We start from the raw sequence: 22,504 nt of genomic DNA on the forward strand, positions 1-22,504 counted from the left end.
TACCTTATTTATTTGGAATGGATTGTATCGATCTGCTACCACGTGAAGGCAACCCCTAATTATGATTGTTGTTGGAGTGTGGTGCAGAAAAAGGTCGCTAATCTTACTTGATGGCGTGATACAGGTCACGTGTAAAGCGAAGGATAACCAAGATTTTTTTCTTCAACTTTTGGTTGACATCAAACTGTAAGAAATCGGTGGCATTTGTAGTAAACAAGGTTGCTATACTTGTTGTAACGATGCTTGCTTTACCAGTCAACAGGATGATTCTGGCACGAAGCATGCAGAACCAAACAGACAATGAGTATCAACACAGGCTTGCAGTAAGTCATCGAGCGATCGAGTCACTACCGGCATCCATTGATCGATAACCTCTACTTGCTGGCATCTTTTGTTAAGCACGCTGCGTAGCAGCAAGGAGACGCTTATGGGCGATACCGATCGGAAACTGTTTGTACTTGATACCAACATCCTGCTTCATGAACCTTTAGCCATTTACTCCTTCCAAGAGCATGACGTGGTCATTCCGATGACCGTTCTTGAAGAACTTGACCGGATCAAAGACAGCAAACGCGATGTTGCACGAGATGCGCGGGTCGCAATTCGTGCTTTAGAGCACTTATTTCACGATGCCACCCCAGACGAAATTACCGAAGGTATTCCATTCTCTAAAGAGGCCAGCAAGACGGGAACTATCTCGATTCTCGCCGACTTTGAGTTGCAAGAAACCGTCAAAGCTTTTGCTGACAAAGCCGGCGATAACCGTATCCTCAATGCTGTTCTTTACCTGCAAGCGAAACGAGCGCCACGCGCTGTGGTTCTCATCACCAAAGACATCAACATGCGATTGCGCGCTAAAGGTGCAGGCGTGCGCTATGTTGAGGATTACCGCACAGACCAATTGATTGATGATGTTCAGTACCTGACCAAAGGCTTCCAAGTTCGTGAAGGCAACTTTTGGAGCAACGTCGATGAAGTTGAGAGCAGAACCGTCGGCGGAAAAGCCTTTCATACGCTAGATAAGGCGCCATTTGATCCGACCTTTATTAATCAATATGTCATTGATGAAGAAAGCGATTTTTCGGCGCGCGTGCATGAAATCAACACAGACAAAATCACGCTGCTTGATATTGGCCGCGAGAGAATGATGCACCGCAAAGCGTGGGACATCACCCCGAAAAATATCTACCAAGCGATGGCACTTGATGCTTTGCTTGATCCAAGCATTGATTTGGTGATTTTAACTGGAGCCGCTGGTAGCGGGAAAACGCTGCTCGCGATGGCCGCCGCTCTTGAACAAACCATTGAGAAGAAGATGTTCGATAAGATCATCGTCACCCGTAACACGCCAGATATCGGAGAGTCGATCGGCTTCTTACCCGGAACAGAGGAAGAGAAAATGATGCCGTGGCTGGCCGCGGTAACGGATACACTGGAAGCCTTGCACAAAAACGATCACTGCACCGAAGGTTCACTCAAATACATCTGCGATAAAGCCAATATCCAGTTTAAATCGATCAACTTTATGCGTGGGCGCTCAATCCAAAATGCCTTTGTGTTACTCGATGAGTGTCAAAATTTAACCGCTTCTCAAATCAAAACCATCATCACGCGCTGTGGTGAGGGCACTAAAATTGTCTGCTCTGGTAACTTAGCGCAGATTGACTCCCACTACTTAACCCCGGTGACCTCAGGTTTGACCTACATGGTTGAGCGCTTTAAAAACTTTGAAGGCAGCGCCAACATTCACTTAAATGGCGTCGTGCGCAGCCGCTTGGCCGAATTCGCTGAAGAGAATTTATAATCACATTAGGCGAGATATTATTAATATCTCGCCTTTATTTTAAAATAATTATTCACAAATTTAGCATTTATATGTTTTACTAAGGCCATTCATCATTCACCGTTTAGGACTGGGATATGGCTTTCAATTTACGCAACCGCAACTTTCTAAAACTGCTCGATTTCACGCCGAAAGAGATCCAATTTCTGCTCAATCTCTCTGCTGATCTCAAAAAAGCGAAATACGCCGGATCAGAACAGAAAAGATTAGCGGGTAAAAATATTGCGCTGATTTTTGAGAAAGCCTCAACACGAACACGATGTGCATTTGAAGTGGCCGCGTTTGATCAAGGCGCTCAAGTCTCTTACATCGGGCCATCAGGGTCGCAAATTGGTCATAAAGAGTCGATGAAAGACACCGCTCGCGTACTCGGAAGAATGTACGATGGCATCCAATATCGCGGTTTTGGACAAGAAATTGTCGAAGAGCTTGGCGCACATGCTGGCGTTCCGGTATGGAACGGGCTCACCAACGAGTTCCACCCAACACAGATTTTAGCTGACTTTTTAACCATGATTGAGCATGGCCGTGGTAAGCAGTTGCACCAAGTGTCACTGGCTTATCTAGGCGATGCGCGCAATAACATGGGCAATTCCCTGATGGTGGGCGCAGCAAAAATGGGCATGGATATTCGCCTTGTGGCACCCAAACAGTTTTGGCCAGAAGCATCACTCGTCACCACTTGCCAAGAAATTGCCAAGCAGACGGGAGCCAAAATCACGCTCACTGAAAATGTACCAGAAGGCGTGCAAGGATGCGATTTTCTCTATACCGACGTTTGGGTTTCCATGGGCGAATCGGCCGATGCATGGGATGAACGCGTGGCCTTAATGACGCCTTACCAAATCAATATGAATGTGATTAAGCAAACTGGTAATCCACAGGTAAAATTTATGCACTGCTTGCCTGCGTTTCATAACGACGAAACCACTGTAGGTAAAGAGGTGGCGGAAAAATATGGCATGAAAGGGCTGGAAGTCACCGAAGAGGTATTTGAGTCTGAGTATTCGATTGTGTTTGATGAAGCTGAAAACCGCATGCACACCATCAAAGCTGTGATGGTCGCGACTCTCGGCGCTTAAAAAAACAAGGCAACCATAGATCGAAGCCCGATGAGCTTACATGAGTAAGTGATTCGGGTGAGTGAAAGCAGCTAACGCAGCGACAGTGCCAAAGCGACTTTTAATCCTCAAAATCATTGGTGCTGTCGCAAGGCAGCAAGAGAACGAAGCCCGATGAGCTTACATGAGTAAGTGATTTGGGTGAGTGAAAACAGCTAACGCCGCGACAGTGCCAATGATGAAGAGGATTGTGAGGTAATCGCTTGCGCTCACACAACGAAAGCGTATAATTCCCAGCAATTTGTCTGAGGGGTAGCCATGAAAATGGACGTTGTTATTCACATCTACAACCCAATTCGATTCAATGTAGGTCAGCGTGCTGACTTACTGGGCGCGTTATTTTTCCCCTCTCTTGATTTCTAAAGCCTCCCTATTGGGGGGCTTTTTTATGGCTATTAGAAAATTATAGGGAAGACGACCATGGTGAATTCGCTTTATCAAAAGCACATTATCTCAATTCCGGAGCTCTCTCGTGATGAGCTGGAATTGATTGTGAAAACCGCAGGCCAACTCAAAGCGGAACCAAAGCCAGAGCTGATTAAGCACAAAGTGGTGGCAAGCTGCTTTTTTGAGCCATCGACTCGTACTCGTTTGTCTTTTGAAACCGCTATTCAACGCATCGGCGGCAGCGTGATTGGCTTTGATAATGGTGGCAATACATCACTGGCGAAAAAAGGCGAAACACTGGCCGATTCAGTAAAAGTGATCTCCTCTTATGTGGATGCGTTTGTGATGCGCCACCCCCAAGAAGGCGCAGCACGTTTAGCCTCTGAATTTTCAAACGGCGTTCCTGTGATTAACGCTGGCGACGGCGCTAACCAGCATCCAACCCAAACACTGCTTGATTTGTTCACCATTGCCGAAACACAAGGCCGCTTAGATAGCATTAATATCGCCTTTGTTGGCGACTTGAAATATGGCCGTACCGTCCATTCTTTAACCCAAGCTTTGGCTAAATTTAACCACATTCGCTTTTTCTTTGTTGCGCCGGATGCGCTAGCAATGCCTGACTATATTTGCGAAGAGTTAGATGATGCAGGCATTGAATACAGCCTGCACACCGATATGGAAAGCGTTATTCCACAGTTAGATATTCTGTATATGACGCGCGTCCAAAAAGAGCGCTTTGATGAATCAGAGTACGCGCACATTAAATCGGCGTATATTTTAACAGCCGCCATGCTTGAAGGTGCGCGCGATAACTTAAAAGTGCTACATCCGCTTCCGCGCGTGGATGAAATCACCGTTGATGTGGACAAAACGAAGCACGCTTACTTCTTCCAACAAGCAGAAAACGGGGTCTACGCCCGTGAAGCTTTGCTGGCGCTTGTGTTAAACGAAACCCTGTAATAAAGGAGCCCCAACCATGACTAAAGAGACTCAATTGCAGGTTGAAGCCATTAAAAACGGCACGGTTATCGACCACATTCCTGCACAAATCGGTATTAAAGTATTAAAGTTATTCGATATGCACAATTCTCATCAACGTGTCACGATTGGCTTAAATTTACCCTCTTCGGCGCTGGGCGCAAAAGATCTGCTGAAGATTGAAAATGTGTTCATTAATGAAGCCCAAGCCAATAAATTAGCACTTTATGCACCGCATGCGACTGTCAACCAAATCGAAAACTACCAAGTGGTGAAAAAGCTAGCGTTGACACTGCCTGAGCAGATCAATGATGTTTTTGCCTGCCCAAACAGCAACTGTATTTCCCACAATGAACCGGTCGAGAGCAGCTTTAAGGTTTTCGAAAAGAAAAATGATATTCGTTTGAAATGTAAGTATTGTGAGAAGGTTTACTCACGTGAGATTGTGACCGAACGCGGGTCATAATATAACCTCATTTAAGTCTACCGATGCCTCACTTTAGTGGGGCATTTTGCACTTTACCTGCCCTTTCTTTAAAGGCAAACTGACGCCTACTCTTCCCATAAAAATAGATGGAACACAATCATGACTAAAGTACTTCATACAGAATCGGCTCCTGCCGCAATTGGCCCTTATGTACAAGGTGTCGATCTTGGCAATATGGTGCTGACTTCAGGGCAAATTCCAGTCAACCCAGTCACTGGTGAAGTGTCAGCAGATATCGCAGTGCAAGCTCGTCAATCTCTCGACAACGTAAAAGCGGTGGTGGAATCGTCTGGCTTAACGGTTTCTGACATCGTAAAAATGACTGTGTTTGTTAAAGATCTGAATGATTTTGGCACGGTGAATGAAGTCTACGGTAAGTTTTTTGATGAACATAACGTGGCAAACTACCCGGCGCGTTCATGCGTAGAAGTTGCTCGCTTACCCAAAGATGTGGGTATTGAAATTGAAGCAATTGCGGTACGTAAGTAAGCGTTATCCGCTATAAACGTATTGGAATCAGCCTAACTTGATGTTGAACACTTTGCCAAAGCCTCGACACCGTTCGAGGCTTTCTCTATTTGCTAGCTTGTAGAACAAGCTTCTAGGAGACTACCCAAGATTAACCTGTTACTGGCTGCGAGACCTGACTTGCTTACCATCAAGCATCGCGACCTCTTCATCCAGTTGCGCTAATTTGGCCACCATCTGCTCACGGCATAATGTCGCTAATTCCCGTAAGTTTTCTTTCCCATATCCTTCAATACTGATCGGTGGCAGCATCTCAACAATCACATGACCATTGTCCCAACGGTTAAGCTTAATATCATTAGTTGAGCTGCAAACGATAGGGATAATCGGCACACCGGCGCCAATTGCCGCATGAAACGCCCCCATTTTAAAGGGCAGCATGCCACGGCCACGCGAGCGAGTACCTTCTGGAAACATCCACACAGACACATCACTGGTTTTGATGCTATCGACAACTTGATCAATGGTGCCTTTGGCTTTGTTGCGATTGGATCTATCAATTAAAATATTCCCTGTTAACCAATACAACTGACCAAACACAGGTGTCCAAACTAAACTTTTTTTTCCTACTGTCACGACTTTCGGCGTTACAGCCGCAGCAACAGTACACAGATCCCAGTTATTTTGATGATTCGCAATGTAGATGTGCTGGCCGCGTTGATAAGCATCTTCTGGGATACGCAGTTCTAATTTAATGCCCATCAATTTTGACATACGGGCAAATAAACGCCCAAACGTAAATACATGTTTGGGATTGCGTGGGCTAAGTAAGCAGTAACCACATCCAAAAACAAACATCACAATGGCAAACAGTGCGACGGCCAATAGACGCAAAAGAGCAATCATTTCAGTTCTCCATGGAACAAAGATAAAAAATGAGCAAAGATAAAAAAGCCGAAACCCAGAGATTTCGGCTCCATTGCATGAGCGAGAGTTTAACTGCTGACTTGAATGCGCTCAATATTAGCGCCAAGAGCCGACAGTTTATCTTCAATTCTTTCGTAACCGCGATCGATATGGTAGATGCGATCGACGATGGTTTCACCTTTTGCGATACAACCGGCAATCACTAGGCTGGCTGAGGCACGTAGATCGGTCGCCATCACCTGCGCGCCACTCAACGATTCCACATCACCACAAATCACTGTATTCCCTTCAATCTCCGCTTTTGCTCCCATACGCATCAGTTCAGGAACGTGCATAAAACGGTTTTCAAAGATGGTTTCAGTGATCTTGCCACCACCTTTTGCCATCATATTGAGTAGGGTAAATTGTGCTTGCATATCGGTTGGAAAGCCAGGATGAGGCGCAGTGCGAATCGAAACCGCTTTAAGCTCTTTTCCGGTCATATCAAGGCTTATCCAGCCCTCGCCCGTTTCAATCTCAGCGCCCGCTTCTTCCAGTTTTGCTAGCACGGCCTCTAACAAATGCGAGTGAGTGTTGTGGCAAACAATTTTACCGCGAGAAACAGCCGCCGCGACTAAAAACGTGCCCGTTTCAATGCGATCAGCCACAACAGCGTGTTTACCACCACCCAAACGTTCAACACCTTCAATGGTAATGGTATCGGTGCCTGCACCGGACACTTTTGCACCCAGCTTATTCAAAAACAGTGCGGTATCGACAATTTCAGGCTCACGCGCAGCGTTGTCTAGCACGGTTGTGCCTTCGGCAAGGGTTGCGGCGCACATAATGGTAATGGTGGCCCCCACGCTCACTTTATCCATGACGATGTGTGCACCTTGTAGACGACCTTCGACACTGGCTTTCACGTAGCCATCTTCTAAGGTGATGGTGGCACCAAGCTGCTCTAAACCGTGAATATGCAGATCGACAGGACGGGCGCCAATGGCACAGCCTCCAGGCAATGAGACTTGTCCATAACCAAAACGAGCCACTAATGGACCGAGAGCCCAAATAGAAGCACGCATGGTTTTGACTAAATCATACGGCGCGCAATATTCATCAATTTGACTAGGATCGACATGAACTGAGCCATTACGTTCGACTTTAGCGCCTAAACGTTTGAGCAGTTCCATTGTGGTATCAATGTCACGAAGGTGTGGCACATTGGCCACTTCTACTGGCTCAGAGGCCAAAATAGACGCAAATAAAATAGGCAGTGCAGCGTTTTTGGCACCGGAAATGGTCACTTCACCTTGAAGAGGTTGTGTTGACCCAATAACTCGAAACTTTTCCATCAATAAACCTTACAGCGACATCAACTTTTTATCACGAGCCCACTCTGTTGGTGTGAACGCTTTAATAGAAAGAGCATGAATGTCGTTTCTTTGAATGTACTCCATCAGTGGAGCATAAATAAGTTGTTGTTTTTTAACGCGACTCATCCCTGCAAAACAAGCATCAACAGCGATAACTTCATAGTGGCTACCTTCACCTTTGACGTGGATCTCTTCAAGGTTTAGTGCTTGTTCTAATAACTGTTGTACTTTTGCGCTATCCACAATGTTCCCCTGCTTAATTCTTTATATGTTGAGCCATTAAACGATCAATGTTGCTCAATTGGAATAGTGTGCGCAGTTGCTCTGGCACGAAACTGAGCATTATATGACAGTTTCGTTTTTTTGCATGCTCTATTAGGTGGATTAACATCACCATTCCGGCAGAGTCTATGCGTTCAACGTTTTTCAGTTCAATCTCAAACTGTGTACTCACCGGGTTCCATTTTTGGATAAACGCCCATAAATCAGGCACATGCTCTCTGTCCAATGCGCCCGACAAAGCCGCAATCGGCATATCAGTTTGATGCCACTGCGGATGAATCATTGCGCTTTACCTTCAAAACGGATCGGCTGATCCGCCAATTGTTGCAGTTCATTGGCAACCGCTAAGATGCCATCTTGGCGAATTTTACCGCTCCATTCAGATTGCTTACTGGAGAGCAAACTCACTCCTTCTGCAATCATATCAAAGACTTGCCATTCGCCATTCTTCTCTTTGCGCAATTTAAACTCAAGTTTGATGTTCGGTCGTGGCGTATCAATAATATCCACCTTCACGCTGGTAATGCGTTTATCATCGGATACCGCCTGTTCAGGCTCGAACTCAATAATTTGGTTACTGTACTGAGTCAATACTTGCGCATATGCACTGACAAGATAGGCACGAAATGCGGTGATGAAAGTGGCGACATCTTCACGCTTGGCCCCTTTTAAGTTTGGGCCCAATAACTTCAGTGCCGCATACTGCTCATTGACGTAAGGCATCAGCTCCTGTTCCACGATTTCTTTCAAATATTCAGGATGGTGGTGAATCGCTTCTTGTTCGGCTTTCAAACGAGTAAATGCCGTTTCAGACACCTGCTTCATCATGCTATAGGGCTGGGTTTTATCCACATTGGCCGCTTGCACAAACATGGCGGCAACGAGGGTAAATACAAAAATCAACGTCCGTTTAAACACTTTTTTTATAAACTCTGTTTTTATAAACTCTGTTGTTATAAACACTGTCGTTATAAACACTGTTGTTACTCCTTACCTTTTTCTTGTGAGCCACCACCGACGCTATACAGCACTTGGCCAATCAAATCTTCTAATACGAGGGCGGATTTTGTGTCTTCAATTAAATCGCCCTCTTTTAACATTTGTTCATCTTCAAAGACAAAACCAGGCACAAGCCCAATGTACTGCTCGCCAATCAATCCAGAAGTTAGAATTTGCACACTCGACGTTTCTGGAAATTGATCATATTGACTGTTAATAGCCATAGTAACCACAGGCAGCAAACTCTCTCTATCGAGTTTAATCTCGGCCACTCGCCCAACGACTACACCACCCACTTTGACTGGCGAGCGCACTTTTAAACTACCGATATTGTCAAATTCAGCTTTCAGTTGGTAAGTATGGTTGGAACCCAACCCTTTTACGTCAGCGACCTGAAAAATCATCACCAGAATTGCGCAAATTCCAGCAAGGACAAAGCTACCGACCCAAAGTTCTATTTTTCGTGTTTGCTGCATGATTAATTCCCAAACATCAATGCGGTGAGTACAAAGTCTAGCCCTAATACAGCTAAAGACGAATGCACTACGGTTCTTGTGGTGGCACGGCTAATACCTTCCGAGGTTGGAATAGCATCGTAACCGTTAAACAGTGCAATCCAAGTCACTGTGATGGCAAACATCACGCACTTGATCATACTGTTGCCAATATCTTGCCCTAGCTCTACCGATGACTGCATCGCAGACCAAAAACTGCCGTGATCAATCCCTTTCCAGTCCACGCCAACAAGCTGGCCTCCCCAAATGCCGACCGCCATAAAAATCATCGCTAGCAACGGCATTGATATTAGCCCAGCCCAAAAGCGAGGAGCGATAATACGTTTGAGCGGATCAACCGCCATCATCTCTAAACTGGAAAGCTGCTCGGTGGCTTTCATCAGGCCAATCTCGGCGGTAAGTGCAGAACCAGCACGCCCAGCAAACAGCAGCGCAGTCACCACGGGGCCAAGTTCACGCAATAAAGAGAGCGCGACCATCTGCCCAAGGCTACCTTCCGCGCCGTAATCGACCAAAATCACATAGCCTTGCAGGCTCAACACCATGCCAATGAACAAGCCAGAAACGACAATAATCGCCAGCGACTGAACACCAACGCTGTAGAGCTGCTTCACTAATAATGGAAAATTCTGAATAGGCCGTGGGCGGCTCACTAATGCACCAAACAGCATCAAGCTCGCTTTGCCAAAGGCTTGGCAAAATTCGAGCGTACGGCGACCGAGCCCTTCAATCCAGTCAGTCAATCTAGACATCATGAGAATAAATCCTTTTCTAGGCTTTGCGCTGGAAAGCGAAATGGTACTGGGCCATCAGCCTCGCCTTGTAAAAATTGTTGTACGCGAGGATCGCTATTTTGATAAAGATCGTTTGGCGTTCCTTTGGCAATCACTTTGCCGTCAGCCAGCAAATAAACCCAATCGGCAATGCTCATCACTTCAGGAACATCATGAGAGACCACTATCGAGGTCACCCCTAAAGCTTGATTCAAATTGCGGATCAATTCTACCAGCACGCCCATGGTGATCGGGTCTTGCCCCACAAACGGCTCATCATACATGATCAGTTCCGGATCCAGCGCAATCGCGCGCGCTAATGCAGCCCTTCTTGCCATACCACCGGATAATTCGCTCGGCATGAGCAAGGCGGCACCGCGCAGACCAACCGCTTCTAATTTTAATAAAACTAATGTCTTAATCAGCGATTCATCTAATTGAGTGTGTTCACGTAAAGGGAAAGCCACATTATCGAACACATTTAAATCGGTGAATAACGCGCCCGACTGAAATAACATGCTCATTTTTTTACGAGCTTGATACAGCTTTTTGCGACTGAGCATCGGGATGTTTTGTTTATCGAACCAAATCTCACCTTGTTCAGGGAACAATTGTCCGCCGATAAGACGTAGCAAAGTGGTTTTACCAATACCCGACGGCCCCATAATGGCGGTAATTTTTCCTTGTGGAACGCTGAGGCTCACGTCGTTGAATATCTTACGTCCTGAACGGGAGAAGGTTAAATTCTTGATTGTGACAAGATCGTTGATTGGCATCATGAGTGTTTCACTATTATTATCCGCCCCAAAATGATGGGCAATCATAAGCATAACGTTCTAAAATTAAAAGCACTGTTCAATTACATCCTAAAGTAAAGCTCCATCTTTCGCCAAAACAATCTTCCGGACATTTATTGATGGATAGCTGACTAAACCATGAATTGAACGTAATTAATTGGATCTTCAGCTTCCCTTTTCGCAACCAACACGTCAAAATTAGCGGTTAATTGCATCATTTTTTCACTCATTTCATTAATTAGGTATCATCATGATCGAAGCGGTAGCGTTTCTCATTGTAGGTTTGGTGTTTTTAGTCTGGAGCGCTGACAAGTTAGTCTTTGGTTCTGCCGCGCTTGCTCGCAACTTCGGCATCTCGCCATTAGTGATCGGCATGACTATTTTAGCAATGGGATCATCAGCACCAGAGATGATGGTATCGGCAACGGCCGCTTTGGATGGAAAAACCGATACTGCCGTCGGTAACGTACTCGGTTCTAACATCGCTAATATTGCTTTGATCTTGGGTATTACGGCTCTGATCAAACCGCTGTCAGTTAGTTCTGCGGTGCTCCGCCGTGAACTGCCGCTGATGATTGCGGTCACATTACTTGCGGGTGCGTTATTGTGGGATAACCACTTAGGATTCTATGAAGGTGTGTTGCTGTTTGCACTTTTCGCCGTGTTTATCATCGCGATGCTACGCATTAGCCGTAACGAACAAAAAAATGGTGACGCGCTACTTGCCGAGCAGGAATCTGAAATACCGCAAGGCGTGAGCAATGCAAAAGCGGCTATTTGGGTAGTGATTGGGCTTATTATCCTGCCGATTGCTGCCAGCGTGTTAGTCGATAACGCTGTCGTCATTGCCAAGTTTTTTGGTATGAGTGATTTGGTGATTGGTCTGACGATCATCGCTGTTGGGACCAGCTTGCCAGAATTGGCCGCCTCACTCACAAGCGTGTTGAAAGGTGAAGATGATATGGCAGTGGGCAATATTATTGGATCGAACGTATTCAATATTCTTGCCGTGATGGGCTTACCCGGCATTCTTAATCCATCGATACTCAGTGAGCATGCGATGGGACGCGATTTTTGGGTGATGCTTGGCGTATCTCTGCTACTGGTTGCCATGGCTTTAGGCAAATCGCGTAGTATTAACCGCATTGAGGGAGGCGTGCTCTTCCTCGCTTTTATCGGATACCAAGCTTATCTACTTATGAATATGACCGCTTAACCCAAACTCGGAGTATCGAATGTCGAATCAGTTTGATTATCGCAGCGTTGCACAGCAAGTTCTTGCCACCGAAATGGCGGCTTTACAACAGCTAGAGCAATACTTTGACGACTCATTTTGCCAAACGTGTGAAATGATCATTGCCAATGAACACGGCAAAGTTGTGGTGATGGGTATGGGTAAATCAGGCCATATCGGTAAGAAAATTGCCGCGACCTTAGCCAGTACTGGCACTTCGGCATTTTTCGTACACCCGGGAGAAGCGGCGCACGGTGACCTTGGTATGATCGAGCGTGGCGACATCGTAATTGCTATTTCAAACTCTGGCGAATCCTCGGAAATTTTGTCGCTGTTTACTGTGCTAAAACGGCTCAATATTCGCATCATCAGCATGACAGGCAACCCGTCATCGAATATGGCAAAGTTGGCCGATCTTCATTTGCAAATCACCGTCCCACAAGAGGCATGCCCGCTTGGCCTTGCGCCAACCTCCAGCACTACAGCAACACTTGTAATGGGCGATGCGTTAGCCGTCGCACTCTTGCAAGCACGCGGCTTTACCGCTGAAGATTTTGCGCTGTCTCATCCCGGTGGGGCTTTAGGTCGAAAATTGTTGCTCAAGCTCTCTGATATCATGCACATTGGCGATGCACTACCAACAGTGCAACCAAATGCATTGATCCGCGATGCCTTACTTGAGATCAGTCAAAAAGGCTTGGGGATGACAGCGGTAGTTGACAGCAACATGCAGCTTATTGGTATCTTTACTGATGGCGATTTACGCCGCATCTTAGACAAACGAATCGATATTCACAGCGCGGCAATCAGCGAGGTGATGACGCAAAACCCAACGGTAGCAAACCCTAACATGCTCGCGGTCGAAGGGTTAAACCTAATGCAAGATAAACGAATCAATGGCTTGATGCTGTGCGAAAATGGCACATTGGTCGGTGCATTAAACATGCACGATTTGCTCAAAGCGGGAGTGATGTAATGGCCATGATTGATACACTCTACGGCCCGGTCCGAGCGACTATTCTCGACATAGCCAAGCAGATCAAATTGCTGATCTGCGATGTGGATGGCGTCTTCTCTGATGGCTTAGTTTATATGGGTAACCAAGGCGAAGAGCTAAAAACCTTCCACACTCGAGATGGCTACGGCATAAAATCATTGATGAATGCTGGCATTGAAGTGGCGATCATTACAGGTAGACAGTCAAAAATTGTCGAAAATCGCATGAATGCATTAGGCATTGCATTGATTTACCAAGGGCAGGATGACAAGGTCAAGGCCTATCAAGATATTTGTCGCCAGCTCAATATTGCGCCAGAACACACAGGGTATATTGGGGATGACTTAATTGATTGGCCGGTAATGGAAAAAGTCGCGCTGAAAGTCTGTGTCGCGGATGGCCACCCGCTATTAGTTAAACGCGCAAACTACGTGACCCACATAAAAGGTGGACATGGCGCGGTGCGCGAAGTGTGTGATTTAATTTTGCAAGCTCGCGGTGAGTTAGATGCACACAAAGGTTTAAGCATATGAGTGTGTCTCGTGTCCTCTATGTGATACTGATTTTTATCGCATCGTGGTCAGCCTATTACTTGTTCGATAAAGAACAAAATACCGAGATACAAGTTGCTCCGAACTTGGAGTTACCGTCATTTAGTGGAAAAAATCTCGACAATACCACCTATAACGAGCAAGGTATCCGCAGCTACATCATTCAATCGACGCATCTGGATCATTACGCAAAAAGTGGCGACACCATTTTCGAGTACCCGATACTCAAAGTCTTCCGTGATGGTATTGTGCAAGAGTGGGAGATTACCGCCAAACGCGGCGTGCTCGATGAAGAGCAAGTTCTGACACTGTATGACGACGTACTGGCAAAAAACCTATTAGCGGATTCTGGTTTTGATACGCTTTCAACCATTAAGATGAGCATTCAACTCAATAATCGCGATTTTTGGGCCGATAATCAGGTCGATTTGGTTGGGCCACAATTTGAAACACAAGGACAAGCGATGAAAGGCAACTTTGCCGACAATACCGCTATTCTTTATAACCATGTACAAGGTAGATATGAAACTCTCACACCTTAGTCTTATTGCTTGTTTAGCGATTTCTGGTCACGCATTGGCATTGTCTACCGACAATGCTCAACCGATTTATATCGATTCTGACAGCCAACAGCTCGACATGAAAAGCAACAAAGTGACTTTCCTTGGTGATGTAAAACTCAAACAAGGTAGTATCAATATCAACGCCGACAAAGTGATTGTGACTCGTGATGCGAAAGATGGCTCCATTCAAGAGATTGAAGGGTATGGCAATCTTGCTACGTTTTCACAATTAACCGACGATGGAAAAACCTTATACGGTGAGGCAAAAGAGCTCTATTACATCATGGCTGATGATCAGTTGACCATGATAGATCAAGCCATGCTATCACAAGACGACAGCATCATCCGCGGTACAAAAATTCGCTACAAAATCTCATCACAAAAATTACTCGCAGATGGTAATTCAAATGAACGAGTATCGACCGTGCTTCAACCTCAAGCCACTACAACACAAGAATAATTATGGCCATACTCAAAGCAGAACATTTAGCGAAAAGCTATAAAAAACGCAAAGTCGTCTCTGACGTCAGCTTGCAAGTAGAATCGGGGCAAATTGTTGGCCTACTCGGTCCTAACGGCGCAGGGAAAACCACATCGTTTTACATGATCGTCGGTCTTGTGGCTCGTGATGAAGGTAAAATCAGTATTGATGATCACGACATCAGTATTCTACCGATGCACAGCCGCTCACGCTTAGGGATTGGCTATCTACCTCAAGAAGCCTCTATCTTCCGAAAATTATCGGTCGAAGAAAACATCATGGCGGTGCTTGAAACCCGTGAAACTATGACTCGCGAAGAGCGCCAAGACAAACTCGAAGATCTACTAGAAGAGTTCCACATTCAGCATATTCGGCATAGTGCTGGAATGGCGCTATCGGGGGGTGAACGTCGCCGAGTTGAAATTGCCCGCGCGCTTGCCGCGAATCCACAATTTATCTTGCTTGATGAACCCTTCGCTGGGGTTGACCCCATTTCGGTTATCGACATCAAAAAGATCATTCAACACCTGCGAGATCGTGGCTTAGGCGTTTTGATCACTGACCACAACGTTCGAGAAACATTGGACGTCTGTGAAAAAGCCTATATTGTAAGCCAAGGTCGTTTGATCGCAGAAGGAACGCCACATGACGTGCTCAATAACGAAGAGGTAAAACAAGTTTATCTCGGCGAACAATTCCGTCTATGATAATTCCGTCTATGATTAAGTAGAGAGTGACATCAATTCTAAAAATAATAAGGTAACTAGTACTGAATGAAACCCTCATTACAACTGAAGCTTGGCCAGCAATTAGCGATGACACCGCAGTTACAACAAGCTATTCGTTTGTTGCAACTCTCCACATTGGAACTCCAACAAGAGATCCAAGAGGCTCTAGAGTCCAATCCATTATTGGATGTTGAAGAGGGCTATGAAGAGAATGCTACCGCTGATGTTCATAGCATCAATGAGGATAAAGAAACCAGTGCTGAAGTGTTAGATATTGAACCCCAAGACAGCTCTGAGTTAATCGAGAAATCCGAAATCAGCAGCGAGCTTGAGATCGATACTACGTGGGATGATGTCTACAGCGCTAACACAGGCAGCACAGGGATCGCCCTTGATGATGACATGCCCGTGTATCAAGGTGAAACCACGCAAACCCTGCAAGATTATCTACTGTGGCAATTAGATCTCACACCGTTTAGCGACACCGACCGCAGCATTGCTCTTGCCTTGATTGACGCCATCGATGACTACGGTTATCTCACCGTTTCTTTAGATGATATTTTAGAAAGCTTTGCCGATGAAGAGATCGAACTTGATGAAATTGAAGCGGTCCGTAAACGAATTCAACAGTTTGACCCACTCGGTGTGGCTTCAATCAACCTCCAAGATTGCCTGCTTTTACAATTAGCGACCTACCCTGCCAATACCTCTTGGTTAGAAGAAGCTAAACAGCTGCTGATCCAACACATTGATCTGCTCGGCAACCGTGACTACAAGTTGATCATCAAAGAAACCAAGTTAAAAGAAGAAGATCTGCGAGAGGTATTGCAGCTCATTCAACAACTGGATCCAAGACCGGGAAATAATATTTCAACCGAGCACGCCGAATACGTTGTGCCTGACGTGTCTGTTTACAAAGATCATGGCAAATGGGTGGTCACAATAAACCCAGACAGCGTACCAAAACTTAAAATAAATCAACAATATGCAGCATTAGGCAAGGGTAACAGTGCCGATAGCAACTACATTCGTAGCAATTTGCAAGAAGCAAAATGGCTTATTAAGAGTTTAGAAAGTAGAAACGAGACACTGCTCAAAGTTGCCAAGTGTATTGTTGAACATCAACGTGATTTCTTTGAGTATGGTGAAGAAGCAATGAAGCCAATGGTACTCAATGACGTTGCTTTAGCGGTAGAGATGCATGAATCCACCATATCAAGGGTGACAACGCAGAAGTACATGCATACTCCGCGTGGTATTTTCGAATTGAAATACTTCTTCTCCAGCCATGTCAATACCGACAGCGGAGGAGAGTGTTCATCGACTGCAATACGAGCACTGATTAAAAAACTGGTGGCCGCTGAAAATACAGCCAAACCATTAAGTGACAGTAAAATTGCAGATCTACTGGCTGACCAAGGGATTCAGGTAGCTAGAAGGACGATAGCTAAATACCGTGAATCATTGGGCATCGCTCCATCGAGTCAGCGCAAACGCCTACTGTAAGGCACAAAACAGAGAAGGAAAGTCTATGCAAATCAACATTAATGCCCATCACATTGATCTGACCGATTCAATGCAAGACTATGTAAACTCGAAGTTTCAAAAACTTGAGCGATTTTTTGACCATATCAATAACGTACAGGTTGTTTTACGTGTTGAAAAAGTACAACAGATCGCTGAAGCTACGCTTCACATAAACCAAGGTGATATCCACGCAATGGCCGACAATGAAAATATGTATGCTGCCATCGATAGTTTAGTGGATAAACTCGTAAGACAACTCAACAAGCATAAAGAAAAGCTAAGTAGTCATTAATCATGCAATTAAGCGAAGTACTCTCATTGGACTGCACCAAAAGTGCCGTCCAATGCACCAGTAAAAAAAGAGCCCTAGAAATCATTAGCGAAATCGCTGCTGAGCATTCAGGTCAAAATTCAACCGAGCTGTTTGAATGCATGCTCAGCCGAGAAAAAATGGGCAGTACTGGTATTGGTAATGGCATCGCCATTCCTCATGCAAGAATGACCAACAGCGATCGCGCCATTGCCGTTTTGCTGCAGTGTGAAGAACCGATTGAGTTTGATGCCATTGATAACCGCCCTGTCGATCTGCTGTTTGCTTTGCTCGTTCCTGAAGATCAGTGCAAAGAGCATTTAAAAACGCTCGCTTGTATGGCCGAGCGCCTCAATGACAAACAAGTTTTAAAACAGCTTCGAAGTGCACAAAGCGATCAAGAGCTGTACGACATCATGACTAATCAATAACCACCGAGCCAAAACTATGCGTTTAATCGTTGTGAGTGGTCAATCAGGCGCAGGGAAAAGCGTTGCTTTACGAGTACTGGAAGATCTCGGCTACTATTGTGTCGATAACCTTCCCGTCAACTTGTTGGATGCGTTTATTCAATCAGTCCAAGGCAGCAAACAAAATGTCGCGGTGAGTATTGATATCCGTAATCTCCCCCAAGAGCCTAGCTTGGTTGCGGATGTTTTAGAGCAGCTAAAACAGAATAACGATGTCAGCGTACTGTTTCTCGACGCCAGCAAAGAGACACTACTCAAGCGCTACAGCGAAACGCGTCGTATCCATCCTCTCTCATTGAACGCCGATAAACCTTCACTGGCGCAAGCGATTGAATTGGAAAAGTCGCTGCTTGCACCGCTCAAAGAGCAAGCCGATTTAGTGCTCGATAGCAGTAATCAATCGTTGCATGAGTTGAGCGAAACCGTACGCATGCGAATTGAAGGACGTGAGCGCAAAGATCTGGTGATGGTGTTTCAGTCTTTTGGCTTCAAATATGGGCTACCCAGTGATGCAGACTACGTGTTTGATGTGCGTTTTTTACCCAACCCACACTGGGAACCCGATCTTCGCCCATTAACTGGCCTAGATGCGCCAATTAAGTCTTTTCTTGAACGCCATAGCGAAGTAATTGAACTGAAACAACAAATTCAAAAGTTTGTTGAATACTGGCTGCCGATGCTCGAAAAAAACAACCGCAGTTATCTCACGATTGCAATTGGCTGCACCGGTGGTAAGCACCGCTCCGTTTACCTGACTCAACAGCTTGGCGAGTACTTTGCTCAATTGGGGCACCAAGTACAGATACGCCATACATCATTAGAAAAACAGCAATAGGAGCGATGGTATGCCACTATTAAGTAAAACGGTTTTAATCCAAAATCGCTTGGGCCTTCATGCTCGTGCAGCCGTTAAGCTGGTTGAACTGTCGCAATCTTTTGATGCGCTGGTCACCATTCAAAGTGAAGAAGGAAAAGAAGCCACTGCAGACAGTGTGATGGGTTTATTGATGCTCGAATCCGCACAAGGTCAATACATCACCATCAATGCTGAAGGCTCACAAGCAGAGCCTGCTTTGCAAGCGGTTAGTTCGCTGATTGAACATAAATTCGATGAAGACGAGTAAGCACAAGGCTTACACTCCACTCTCCCACAGACAGCGCATGCGCGCCCCTGATAGCCAAAATAAATTCAGCGCTTAATAAGAACTTATTAAATAAGGCCTAGAATTAAGTTATTATTCAACACATTGTAAGAATCCTAAGTAGGGGGAAACCATGGCCGAGCAAATTGAATTTGATCAAGCTCACCTAACCCTCCAAGAAGTCAGCGAAGCTTTAGAAAATGGTCGTTTTGTCCATGTCCGTCGCCAATTGCAGGACATGGAGCCAGAAGATATTGCTCACCTCTTAGAAGCCTCTCCACGTAAAAGCCGGGAGGTGTTATGGCAACTCACCGATCCAGAAGACTACGGTGAAATCCTTGATGAGCTCAACGAAGACGTCAAAGATGCCCTCGTTTCCAAAATGGCACCCGAGAAACTGGCAGAAGCGACCGAAGGTATGGACACCGATGACGTGGCCTATGTACTGCGTAGCTTGCCAGATGACGTGTCACGCGAAGTGCTTTCGCAAATGGACAGCGCTGATCGCCAGCGCGTTGAAACCGCACTCTCCTATTCAGAGGAAACAGCCGGCGGGATCATGAATACCGACGTGATCACCATCCGTGCTGACGTTGATATTGACGTGGTTTTACGCTATTTACGCATGCGCGGCGATCTGCCCGAAGCAACCGATGCACTTTACGTGATTGACGATGAAAGTAAGCTGATTGGGCATCTCTCACTCACCACCTTACTGACCACGCAACCGGATATTCCAGTAAGTGAAGTCATGGATGATGCCGATGAAGCGATTTTGGTCACCACCAGCGACTCAGATGTTGCCAGCCTGTTTGAACGTCGCAACTGGGTGTCCGCGCCTGTGGTGGATGAAAACCAGCACTTGGTCGGTCGGATCACCATTGATGACGTTGTTGACATCATTCGTGAAGATGCCGAACACTCAATGATGAGTATGGCTGGTATGAACGATGACGAAGATACCTTTGCTCCGGTAGTGAAATCCGCTCGTAAACGGACCATCTGGCTTGGAGCAAATGTTTTGGCCGCCCTCGCCGCCGCGTCAGTTTCCAACATGTTTGAAGCGACACTGGATCAAATGGCCGCCATTGCGGTACTAATGACCATAGTACCCTCTATGGGGGGTGTCGCAGGTAACCAAACCGTGGCCTTGGTCATTCGTGGTCTAGCATTAGGTCATATCGGTGACAGTAACCAACGTGAATTGCTGTTCAAAGAAGCGGCGATCGGTTTCTTAAATGGCATCATGTGGGCCACCATCATTGGCGGCATTGTGGTGGTATGGAAAGGAAATTGGATGCTTGGCGGCATCATTTCCGCCGCGATGATGACCAACCTACTCATTGCCGGGATCGCCGGTGTCACCATCCCAATTTTACTGAAAAAAATGAAAATCGACCCGGCTCTTGCTGGTGGAATGGCGTTAACAACCGTCACCGATGTGGTTGGGCTTTCGGTCTTTCTCGGCTTGGCGACCATTTTGATGTAGCCCTATTTTAATGTAACCCGATAGTGATACATAACCAAACCACCCACAAAAAAAGCTTGGTTGTTATACCAAGCTTTTTCATATTCAGCTTAAGCGATTATTCGCCCGCAATTTTCATCGATTCAAGTAAAATAGACCCGGTTTGGATTTGCGAGCGTGTTTCGACATCACTCCCTACCGCCACCATTTGCTGGAACATATCTTTCAAATTACCCGCGATAGTAATCTCAGATACAGGGTATTGAATCACACCGTTTTCAACCCAGAAACCAGCGGCGCCACGCGAATAATCACCTGTCACTGCATTAACACCTTGGCCCATCACTTCAGTGACTAACAAGCCTGTGCCTAACGCTTTAAGCATCTGCTCAAAATTTTGTCCTGTGGATTGAACATACCAGTTATGGATGCCACCCGCATGACCAGTTGGAGTCATCTTCATTTTACGAGCGGCGTAGCTGCTCAGAAGATAAGTCGAGAGCACACCATCGGTAATGATTTGGCGGTCTTGCGTAAACACCCCTTCACTATCAAATGGGCTTGATGCTAACGCACGTAATACATGGGGTTTTTCGGCAATATTGAACCAATCGGGTAAAATTTTCTCGCCTAACTTATCAAGTAAAAAGGAAGATTTACGATACAAGCTACCACCACTGATCGCCATCACCAAATGGCCAATCAAACCTGTCGCTACATCTGCGGCAAACATCACCGGAACTTTGCCCGTCTTCAGTTTTTTTGCATCTAAACGGCTGATGGTTTTTTCTGCAGCTTGTTGCCCGACCAGCTCTGGTGACCATAAATCGTCGCGGTGACGTGCAACGGTATAGCTATAATCACGCTCCATCTCACCATTTTTACCCTCACCAATCACGCAGCAGCTAATGCTATGACGGCTAGAGGCATAACTCGCGAGCAAACCATGGCTATTACCGTACACTTTGACACCGTAATGGCTGTCATAACTTGCGCCATCACTTTGTTTGATCTTGTTGCTGTAAGCTAACGCTTTCTCTTCTGCAGCAATGGCAATTTTAGCGGCCATGTCCGGGTTAGGTTCATCGGGATGGAAGAGATCTAAATCAGGAATATTTCGCACCATTAACTCTTTAGGTGCAGGGCCTGCATAAGGATCTTCAGAAGTGTACAGCGCAATATCAAGCGCTGCAGCGACCGTCTGCGCAATTGCTTTTTCACTGAGATCTGACGTCGACGCACTGCCTTTACGTTGCCCACGATACACAGTGATGCCTAATGCCCCATCACTGTTAAATTCTACGTTTTCAACTTCACACATTCGCGTCGAAACACTCAGGCCGGTACTTTTGGTGATCGCCACTTCGGCAGCATCAGAACTGAGCGCAGCCATCTCTAATGCCTTGGCAACCGCCGCTTCAAGTTCGATGCGCTGCTGAGCAACTTGTTGTTTTACGTCCATATCTCATCAATTATTAGCAAACAATGTCATTAGGATAACAAGAATTTCGCTTTCTCCCCACGATTCTTGCTAAAATAGCTGACATACATAACTCAATAGATGAAGAAAATGGCGCGTAAGAATCAAAAAGCTCCTTGGGAAGAAGAAGAGGAGATCATTTGGGTTAGCAAAACCGAAATGAAAAACGACATGACTGAGCTACAAAAACTGGGTGAAGAGCTGGTTGCTCTGAAGCCGTCTCAGTTAGCAAAAATCCCGATGTCTGAAGATTTGATGGATGCCATCAAAGATGCTCAGCGTTTTAGCATGGAAGCCAGACGCCGCCAACTGCAATACATTGGTAAAATGATGCGTACCATCGATGCCGAACCGATTCAAGCGGCATTGGATAAACTGCGCAATAAGCATTCACAAAATACCGCCATGCTGCACAAGCTCGAACAGATGCGTGATCGTATTGTTGAGAAAGGTGACAGCGCGATTGAAGATGCGATGGCACTCTATCCAGAGATGGATCGTCAACGTCTGCGCCAATTAGCGCGTCAAGCAAATAAAGAGAAAGCCAACAGCAAACCACCAAGAGCATCACGAGAGATTTTCCAAGTGCTCAGAGAGCATAACGATAAGTCAGTTTAA

The 22,504-nt window shown here is 45.9% G+C and carries 27 protein-coding genes; 18 read left to right on the forward strand and 9 right to left on the reverse strand.

The window, feature by feature from the left end; translation table 11 throughout:
* Positions 1 to 427 precede the first annotated feature (427 nt).
* The 5 genes from CCZ37_RS11085 to CCZ37_RS11105 all read left to right on the forward strand — a co-directional run bounded on the left by CCZ37_RS11085 (position 428) and on the right by CCZ37_RS11105 (position 5,308).
* Positions 428 to 1,804 carry a PhoH family protein gene (locus CCZ37_RS11085; protein ID WP_010318836.1) on the forward strand — a complete coding sequence of 459 codons (1,377 nt, stop codon included), beginning with the start codon at positions 428 to 430 and terminating at the stop codon, positions 1,802 to 1,804.
* Positions 1,805 to 1,920: 116 nt separating this feature from the next.
* The gene (gene argF / locus CCZ37_RS11090) at positions 1,921 to 2,925 is read left to right on the forward strand and encodes an ornithine carbamoyltransferase (protein WP_094500533.1); all 1,005 of its coding nucleotides are present in this window, start codon (positions 1,921 to 1,923) and stop codon (positions 2,923 to 2,925) included.
* Positions 2,926 to 3,384: 459 nt separating this feature from the next.
* The gene (gene pyrB, locus CCZ37_RS11095; protein WP_094500534.1) at positions 3,385 to 4,314 is read left to right on the forward strand and encodes an aspartate carbamoyltransferase; all 930 of its coding nucleotides are present in this window, start codon (positions 3,385 to 3,387) and stop codon (positions 4,312 to 4,314) included.
* 16 nt (positions 4,315 to 4,330) lie between these two features.
* Positions 4,331 to 4,798 carry an aspartate carbamoyltransferase regulatory subunit gene (gene pyrI, locus CCZ37_RS11100; protein ID WP_094500535.1) on the forward strand — a complete coding sequence of 156 codons (468 nt, stop codon included), beginning with the start codon at positions 4,331 to 4,333 and terminating at the stop codon, positions 4,796 to 4,798.
* A gap of 120 nt (positions 4,799 to 4,918) precedes the next feature.
* A complete protein-coding gene (locus tag CCZ37_RS11105; RefSeq protein ID WP_013855986.1) occupies positions 4,919 to 5,308 on the forward strand; it encodes a RidA family protein in 390 nt (129 codons plus the stop codon).
* Between the two features lie 138 nt (positions 5,309 to 5,446).
* Here the strand turns inward: CCZ37_RS11105 and CCZ37_RS11110 are convergent, their stop codons facing one another.
* The 8 genes from CCZ37_RS11110 to mlaF all read right to left on the reverse strand — a co-directional run bounded on the left by CCZ37_RS11110 (position 5,447) and on the right by mlaF (position 10,914).
* Entirely contained in the window at positions 5,447 to 6,193 is a 747-nt protein-coding gene (locus CCZ37_RS11110; protein ID WP_094500536.1) for a 1-acylglycerol-3-phosphate O-acyltransferase, read from the reverse strand.
* Between the two features lie 89 nt (positions 6,194 to 6,282).
* Positions 6,283 to 7,548 (reverse strand): UDP-N-acetylglucosamine 1-carboxyvinyltransferase, encoded by a 1,266-nt coding sequence (gene murA / locus CCZ37_RS11115; RefSeq protein WP_026029130.1) that lies wholly within the window; start codon positions 7,546 to 7,548, stop codon positions 6,283 to 6,285.
* 9 nt (positions 7,549 to 7,557) lie between these two features.
* On the reverse strand, positions 7,558 to 7,812 hold the full coding sequence (gene ibaG, locus CCZ37_RS11120; RefSeq protein WP_013855981.1) for a BolA family iron metabolism protein IbaG: 255 nt from the start codon (positions 7,810 to 7,812) through the stop codon (positions 7,558 to 7,560).
* A 13-nt stretch (positions 7,813 to 7,825) separates the two neighbouring features.
* The gene (locus tag CCZ37_RS11125; RefSeq protein ID WP_010318828.1) at positions 7,826 to 8,134 is read right to left on the reverse strand and encodes an STAS domain-containing protein; all 309 of its coding nucleotides are present in this window, start codon (positions 8,132 to 8,134) and stop codon (positions 7,826 to 7,828) included.
* Entirely contained in the window at positions 8,131 to 8,769 is a 639-nt protein-coding gene (mlaC, locus tag CCZ37_RS11130; protein WP_094500840.1) for a phospholipid-binding protein MlaC, read from the reverse strand. The genes CCZ37_RS11125 and mlaC overlap by 4 nt, the downstream gene beginning before the upstream one ends.
* A 65-nt stretch (positions 8,770 to 8,834) precedes the next feature.
* Complete coding sequence (gene mlaD, locus CCZ37_RS11135) at positions 8,835 to 9,326, reverse strand: outer membrane lipid asymmetry maintenance protein MlaD (RefSeq protein WP_010318826.1); 492 nt, start codon at positions 9,324 to 9,326, stop codon at positions 8,835 to 8,837.
* Positions 9,327 to 9,328: 2 nt separating this feature from the next.
* Positions 9,329 to 10,120 carry a lipid asymmetry maintenance ABC transporter permease subunit MlaE gene (gene mlaE, locus CCZ37_RS11140; protein WP_010318825.1) on the reverse strand — a complete coding sequence of 264 codons (792 nt, stop codon included), beginning with the start codon at positions 10,118 to 10,120 and terminating at the stop codon, positions 9,329 to 9,331.
* Complete coding sequence (mlaF, locus tag CCZ37_RS11145; protein ID WP_094500842.1) at positions 10,117 to 10,914, reverse strand: phospholipid ABC transporter ATP-binding protein MlaF; 798 nt, start codon at positions 10,912 to 10,914, stop codon at positions 10,117 to 10,119. The genes mlaE and mlaF overlap by 4 nt, the downstream gene beginning before the upstream one ends.
* Positions 10,915 to 11,185: 271 nt before the next feature.
* Here mlaF and CCZ37_RS11150 point away from each other — a divergent pair, with 271 nt between their 5' ends.
* The 12 genes from CCZ37_RS11150 to mgtE all read left to right on the forward strand — a co-directional run bounded on the left by CCZ37_RS11150 (position 11,186) and on the right by mgtE (position 20,427).
* A complete protein-coding gene (locus CCZ37_RS11150; protein WP_010318823.1) occupies positions 11,186 to 12,151 on the forward strand; it encodes a calcium/sodium antiporter in 966 nt (321 codons plus the stop codon).
* 19 nt (positions 12,152 to 12,170) lie between these two features.
* Positions 12,171 to 13,145, forward strand: coding sequence for an arabinose-5-phosphate isomerase KdsD (gene kdsD, locus CCZ37_RS11155; protein ID WP_094500537.1), 975 nt, complete (start codon positions 12,171 to 12,173; stop codon positions 13,143 to 13,145).
* Complete coding sequence (kdsC, locus tag CCZ37_RS11160) at positions 13,145 to 13,699, forward strand: 3-deoxy-manno-octulosonate-8-phosphatase KdsC (RefSeq protein WP_010318821.1); 555 nt, start codon at positions 13,145 to 13,147, stop codon at positions 13,697 to 13,699. The genes kdsD and kdsC overlap by 1 nt, the downstream gene beginning before the upstream one ends.
* On the forward strand, positions 13,696 to 14,259 hold the full coding sequence (gene lptC, locus CCZ37_RS11165) for an LPS export ABC transporter periplasmic protein LptC (RefSeq protein ID WP_010318820.1): 564 nt from the start codon (positions 13,696 to 13,698) through the stop codon (positions 14,257 to 14,259). The genes kdsC and lptC overlap by 4 nt, the downstream gene beginning before the upstream one ends.
* A complete protein-coding gene (gene lptA, locus CCZ37_RS11170) occupies positions 14,240 to 14,740 on the forward strand; it encodes a lipopolysaccharide transport periplasmic protein LptA (RefSeq protein WP_010318819.1) in 501 nt (166 codons plus the stop codon). Before lptC ends, lptA begins: the two co-directional genes overlap by 20 nt.
* Before the next feature lie 2 nt (positions 14,741 to 14,742).
* Positions 14,743 to 15,468 carry an LPS export ABC transporter ATP-binding protein gene (gene lptB, locus CCZ37_RS11175; protein ID WP_010318818.1) on the forward strand — a complete coding sequence of 242 codons (726 nt, stop codon included), beginning with the start codon at positions 14,743 to 14,745 and terminating at the stop codon, positions 15,466 to 15,468.
* Positions 15,469 to 15,534: 66 nt separating this feature from the next.
* Positions 15,535 to 16,995, forward strand: a complete 1,461-nt coding sequence (locus tag CCZ37_RS11180; protein WP_010318817.1) for an RNA polymerase factor sigma-54 — start codon at positions 15,535 to 15,537, stop codon at positions 16,993 to 16,995.
* Between the two features lie 25 nt (positions 16,996 to 17,020).
* On the forward strand, positions 17,021 to 17,308 hold the full coding sequence (hpf, locus tag CCZ37_RS11185) for a ribosome hibernation promoting factor (protein ID WP_010318816.1): 288 nt from the start codon (positions 17,021 to 17,023) through the stop codon (positions 17,306 to 17,308).
* A 2-nt stretch (positions 17,309 to 17,310) separates the two neighbouring features.
* Positions 17,311 to 17,757: a PTS IIA-like nitrogen regulatory protein PtsN gene (gene ptsN / locus CCZ37_RS11190; RefSeq protein WP_010318815.1), complete on the forward strand. Its 447-nt coding sequence runs from the start codon at positions 17,311 to 17,313 to the stop codon at positions 17,755 to 17,757.
* Between the two features lie 16 nt (positions 17,758 to 17,773).
* Positions 17,774 to 18,631, forward strand: coding sequence for an RNase adapter RapZ (rapZ, locus tag CCZ37_RS11195; RefSeq protein WP_010318814.1), 858 nt, complete (start codon positions 17,774 to 17,776; stop codon positions 18,629 to 18,631).
* A 10-nt stretch (positions 18,632 to 18,641) separates the two neighbouring features.
* The gene (locus tag CCZ37_RS11200; RefSeq protein WP_010318813.1) at positions 18,642 to 18,920 is read left to right on the forward strand and encodes an HPr family phosphocarrier protein; all 279 of its coding nucleotides are present in this window, start codon (positions 18,642 to 18,644) and stop codon (positions 18,918 to 18,920) included.
* Positions 18,921 to 19,071: 151 nt separating this feature from the next.
* Positions 19,072 to 20,427 carry a magnesium transporter gene (gene mgtE / locus CCZ37_RS11205; protein WP_010318812.1) on the forward strand — a complete coding sequence of 452 codons (1,356 nt, stop codon included), beginning with the start codon at positions 19,072 to 19,074 and terminating at the stop codon, positions 20,425 to 20,427.
* Positions 20,428 to 20,524: 97 nt separating this feature from the next.
* On the opposite strand, the gene pmbA is transcribed toward mgtE, so the two are convergent.
* The gene (gene pmbA, locus CCZ37_RS11210; protein ID WP_010318811.1) at positions 20,525 to 21,868 is read right to left on the reverse strand and encodes a metalloprotease PmbA; all 1,344 of its coding nucleotides are present in this window, start codon (positions 21,866 to 21,868) and stop codon (positions 20,525 to 20,527) included.
* A gap of 108 nt (positions 21,869 to 21,976) precedes the next feature.
* Here pmbA and yjgA point away from each other — a divergent pair, with 108 nt between their 5' ends.
* The gene (gene yjgA / locus CCZ37_RS11215; protein WP_010318810.1) at positions 21,977 to 22,504 is read left to right on the forward strand and encodes a ribosome biogenesis factor YjgA; all 528 of its coding nucleotides are present in this window, start codon (positions 21,977 to 21,979) and stop codon (positions 22,502 to 22,504) included.

Source organism: Vibrio qinghaiensis, from assembly GCF_002257545.1.
In the GTDB taxonomy this organism is placed as follows: Bacteria; Pseudomonadota; Gammaproteobacteria; order Enterobacterales; family Vibrionaceae; genus Vibrio; species Vibrio ordalii.

Bases quoted from the DNA above. Each gene is read 5' to 3' on its own strand.
- ptsN (WP_010318815.1), top strand. From the start codon at position 17,311: ATGCAATTAAGCGAAGTACTCTCATTGGACTGCACCAAAAGTGCCGTC.
- CCZ37_RS11150 (WP_010318823.1), top strand. From the start codon at position 11,186: ATGATCGAAGCGGTAGCGTTTCTCATTGTAGGTTTGGTGTTTTTAGTC.
- lptC (WP_010318820.1), top strand. From the start codon at position 13,696: ATGAGTGTGTCTCGTGTCCTCTATGTGATACTGATTTTTATCGCATCG.
- mlaE (WP_010318825.1), bottom strand. From the start codon at position 10,120: ATGATGTCTAGATTGACTGACTGGATTGAAGGGCTCGGTCGCCGTACG.
- pyrI (WP_094500535.1), top strand. From the start codon at position 4,331: ATGACTAAAGAGACTCAATTGCAGGTTGAAGCCATTAAAAACGGCACG.
- CCZ37_RS11110 (WP_094500536.1), bottom strand. From the start codon at position 6,193: ATGATTGCTCTTTTGCGTCTATTGGCCGTCGCACTGTTTGCCATTGTG.
- mlaF (WP_094500842.1), bottom strand. From the start codon at position 10,914: ATGCCAATCAACGATCTTGTCACAATCAAGAATTTAACCTTCTCCCGT.
- lptA (WP_010318819.1), top strand. From the start codon at position 14,240: ATGAAACTCTCACACCTTAGTCTTATTGCTTGTTTAGCGATTTCTGGT.
- mlaD (WP_010318826.1), bottom strand. From the start codon at position 9,326: ATGCAGCAAACACGAAAAATAGAACTTTGGGTCGGTAGCTTTGTCCTT.
- lptB (WP_010318818.1), top strand. From the start codon at position 14,743: ATGGCCATACTCAAAGCAGAACATTTAGCGAAAAGCTATAAAAAACGC.
- hpf (WP_010318816.1), top strand. From the start codon at position 17,021: ATGCAAATCAACATTAATGCCCATCACATTGATCTGACCGATTCAATG.
- kdsC (WP_010318821.1), top strand. From the start codon at position 13,145: ATGGCCATGATTGATACACTCTACGGCCCGGTCCGAGCGACTATTCTC.
- mgtE (WP_010318812.1), top strand. From the start codon at position 19,072: ATGGCCGAGCAAATTGAATTTGATCAAGCTCACCTAACCCTCCAAGAA.
- kdsD (WP_094500537.1), top strand. From the start codon at position 12,171: ATGTCGAATCAGTTTGATTATCGCAGCGTTGCACAGCAAGTTCTTGCC.
- CCZ37_RS11200 (WP_010318813.1), top strand. From the start codon at position 18,642: ATGCCACTATTAAGTAAAACGGTTTTAATCCAAAATCGCTTGGGCCTT.
- yjgA (WP_010318810.1), top strand. From the start codon at position 21,977: ATGGCGCGTAAGAATCAAAAAGCTCCTTGGGAAGAAGAAGAGGAGATC.
- CCZ37_RS11085 (WP_010318836.1), top strand. From the start codon at position 428: ATGGGCGATACCGATCGGAAACTGTTTGTACTTGATACCAACATCCTG.
- CCZ37_RS11180 (WP_010318817.1), top strand. From the start codon at position 15,535: ATGAAACCCTCATTACAACTGAAGCTTGGCCAGCAATTAGCGATGACA.
- CCZ37_RS11125 (WP_010318828.1), bottom strand. From the start codon at position 8,134: ATGATTCATCCGCAGTGGCATCAAACTGATATGCCGATTGCGGCTTTG.
- argF (WP_094500533.1), top strand. From the start codon at position 1,921: ATGGCTTTCAATTTACGCAACCGCAACTTTCTAAAACTGCTCGATTTC.
- rapZ (WP_010318814.1), top strand. From the start codon at position 17,774: ATGCGTTTAATCGTTGTGAGTGGTCAATCAGGCGCAGGGAAAAGCGTT.
- CCZ37_RS11105 (WP_013855986.1), top strand. From the start codon at position 4,919: ATGACTAAAGTACTTCATACAGAATCGGCTCCTGCCGCAATTGGCCCT.
- pmbA (WP_010318811.1), bottom strand. From the start codon at position 21,868: ATGGACGTAAAACAACAAGTTGCTCAGCAGCGCATCGAACTTGAAGCG.
- murA (WP_026029130.1), bottom strand. From the start codon at position 7,548: ATGGAAAAGTTTCGAGTTATTGGGTCAACACAACCTCTTCAAGGTGAA.
- pyrB (WP_094500534.1), top strand. From the start codon at position 3,385: ATGGTGAATTCGCTTTATCAAAAGCACATTATCTCAATTCCGGAGCTC.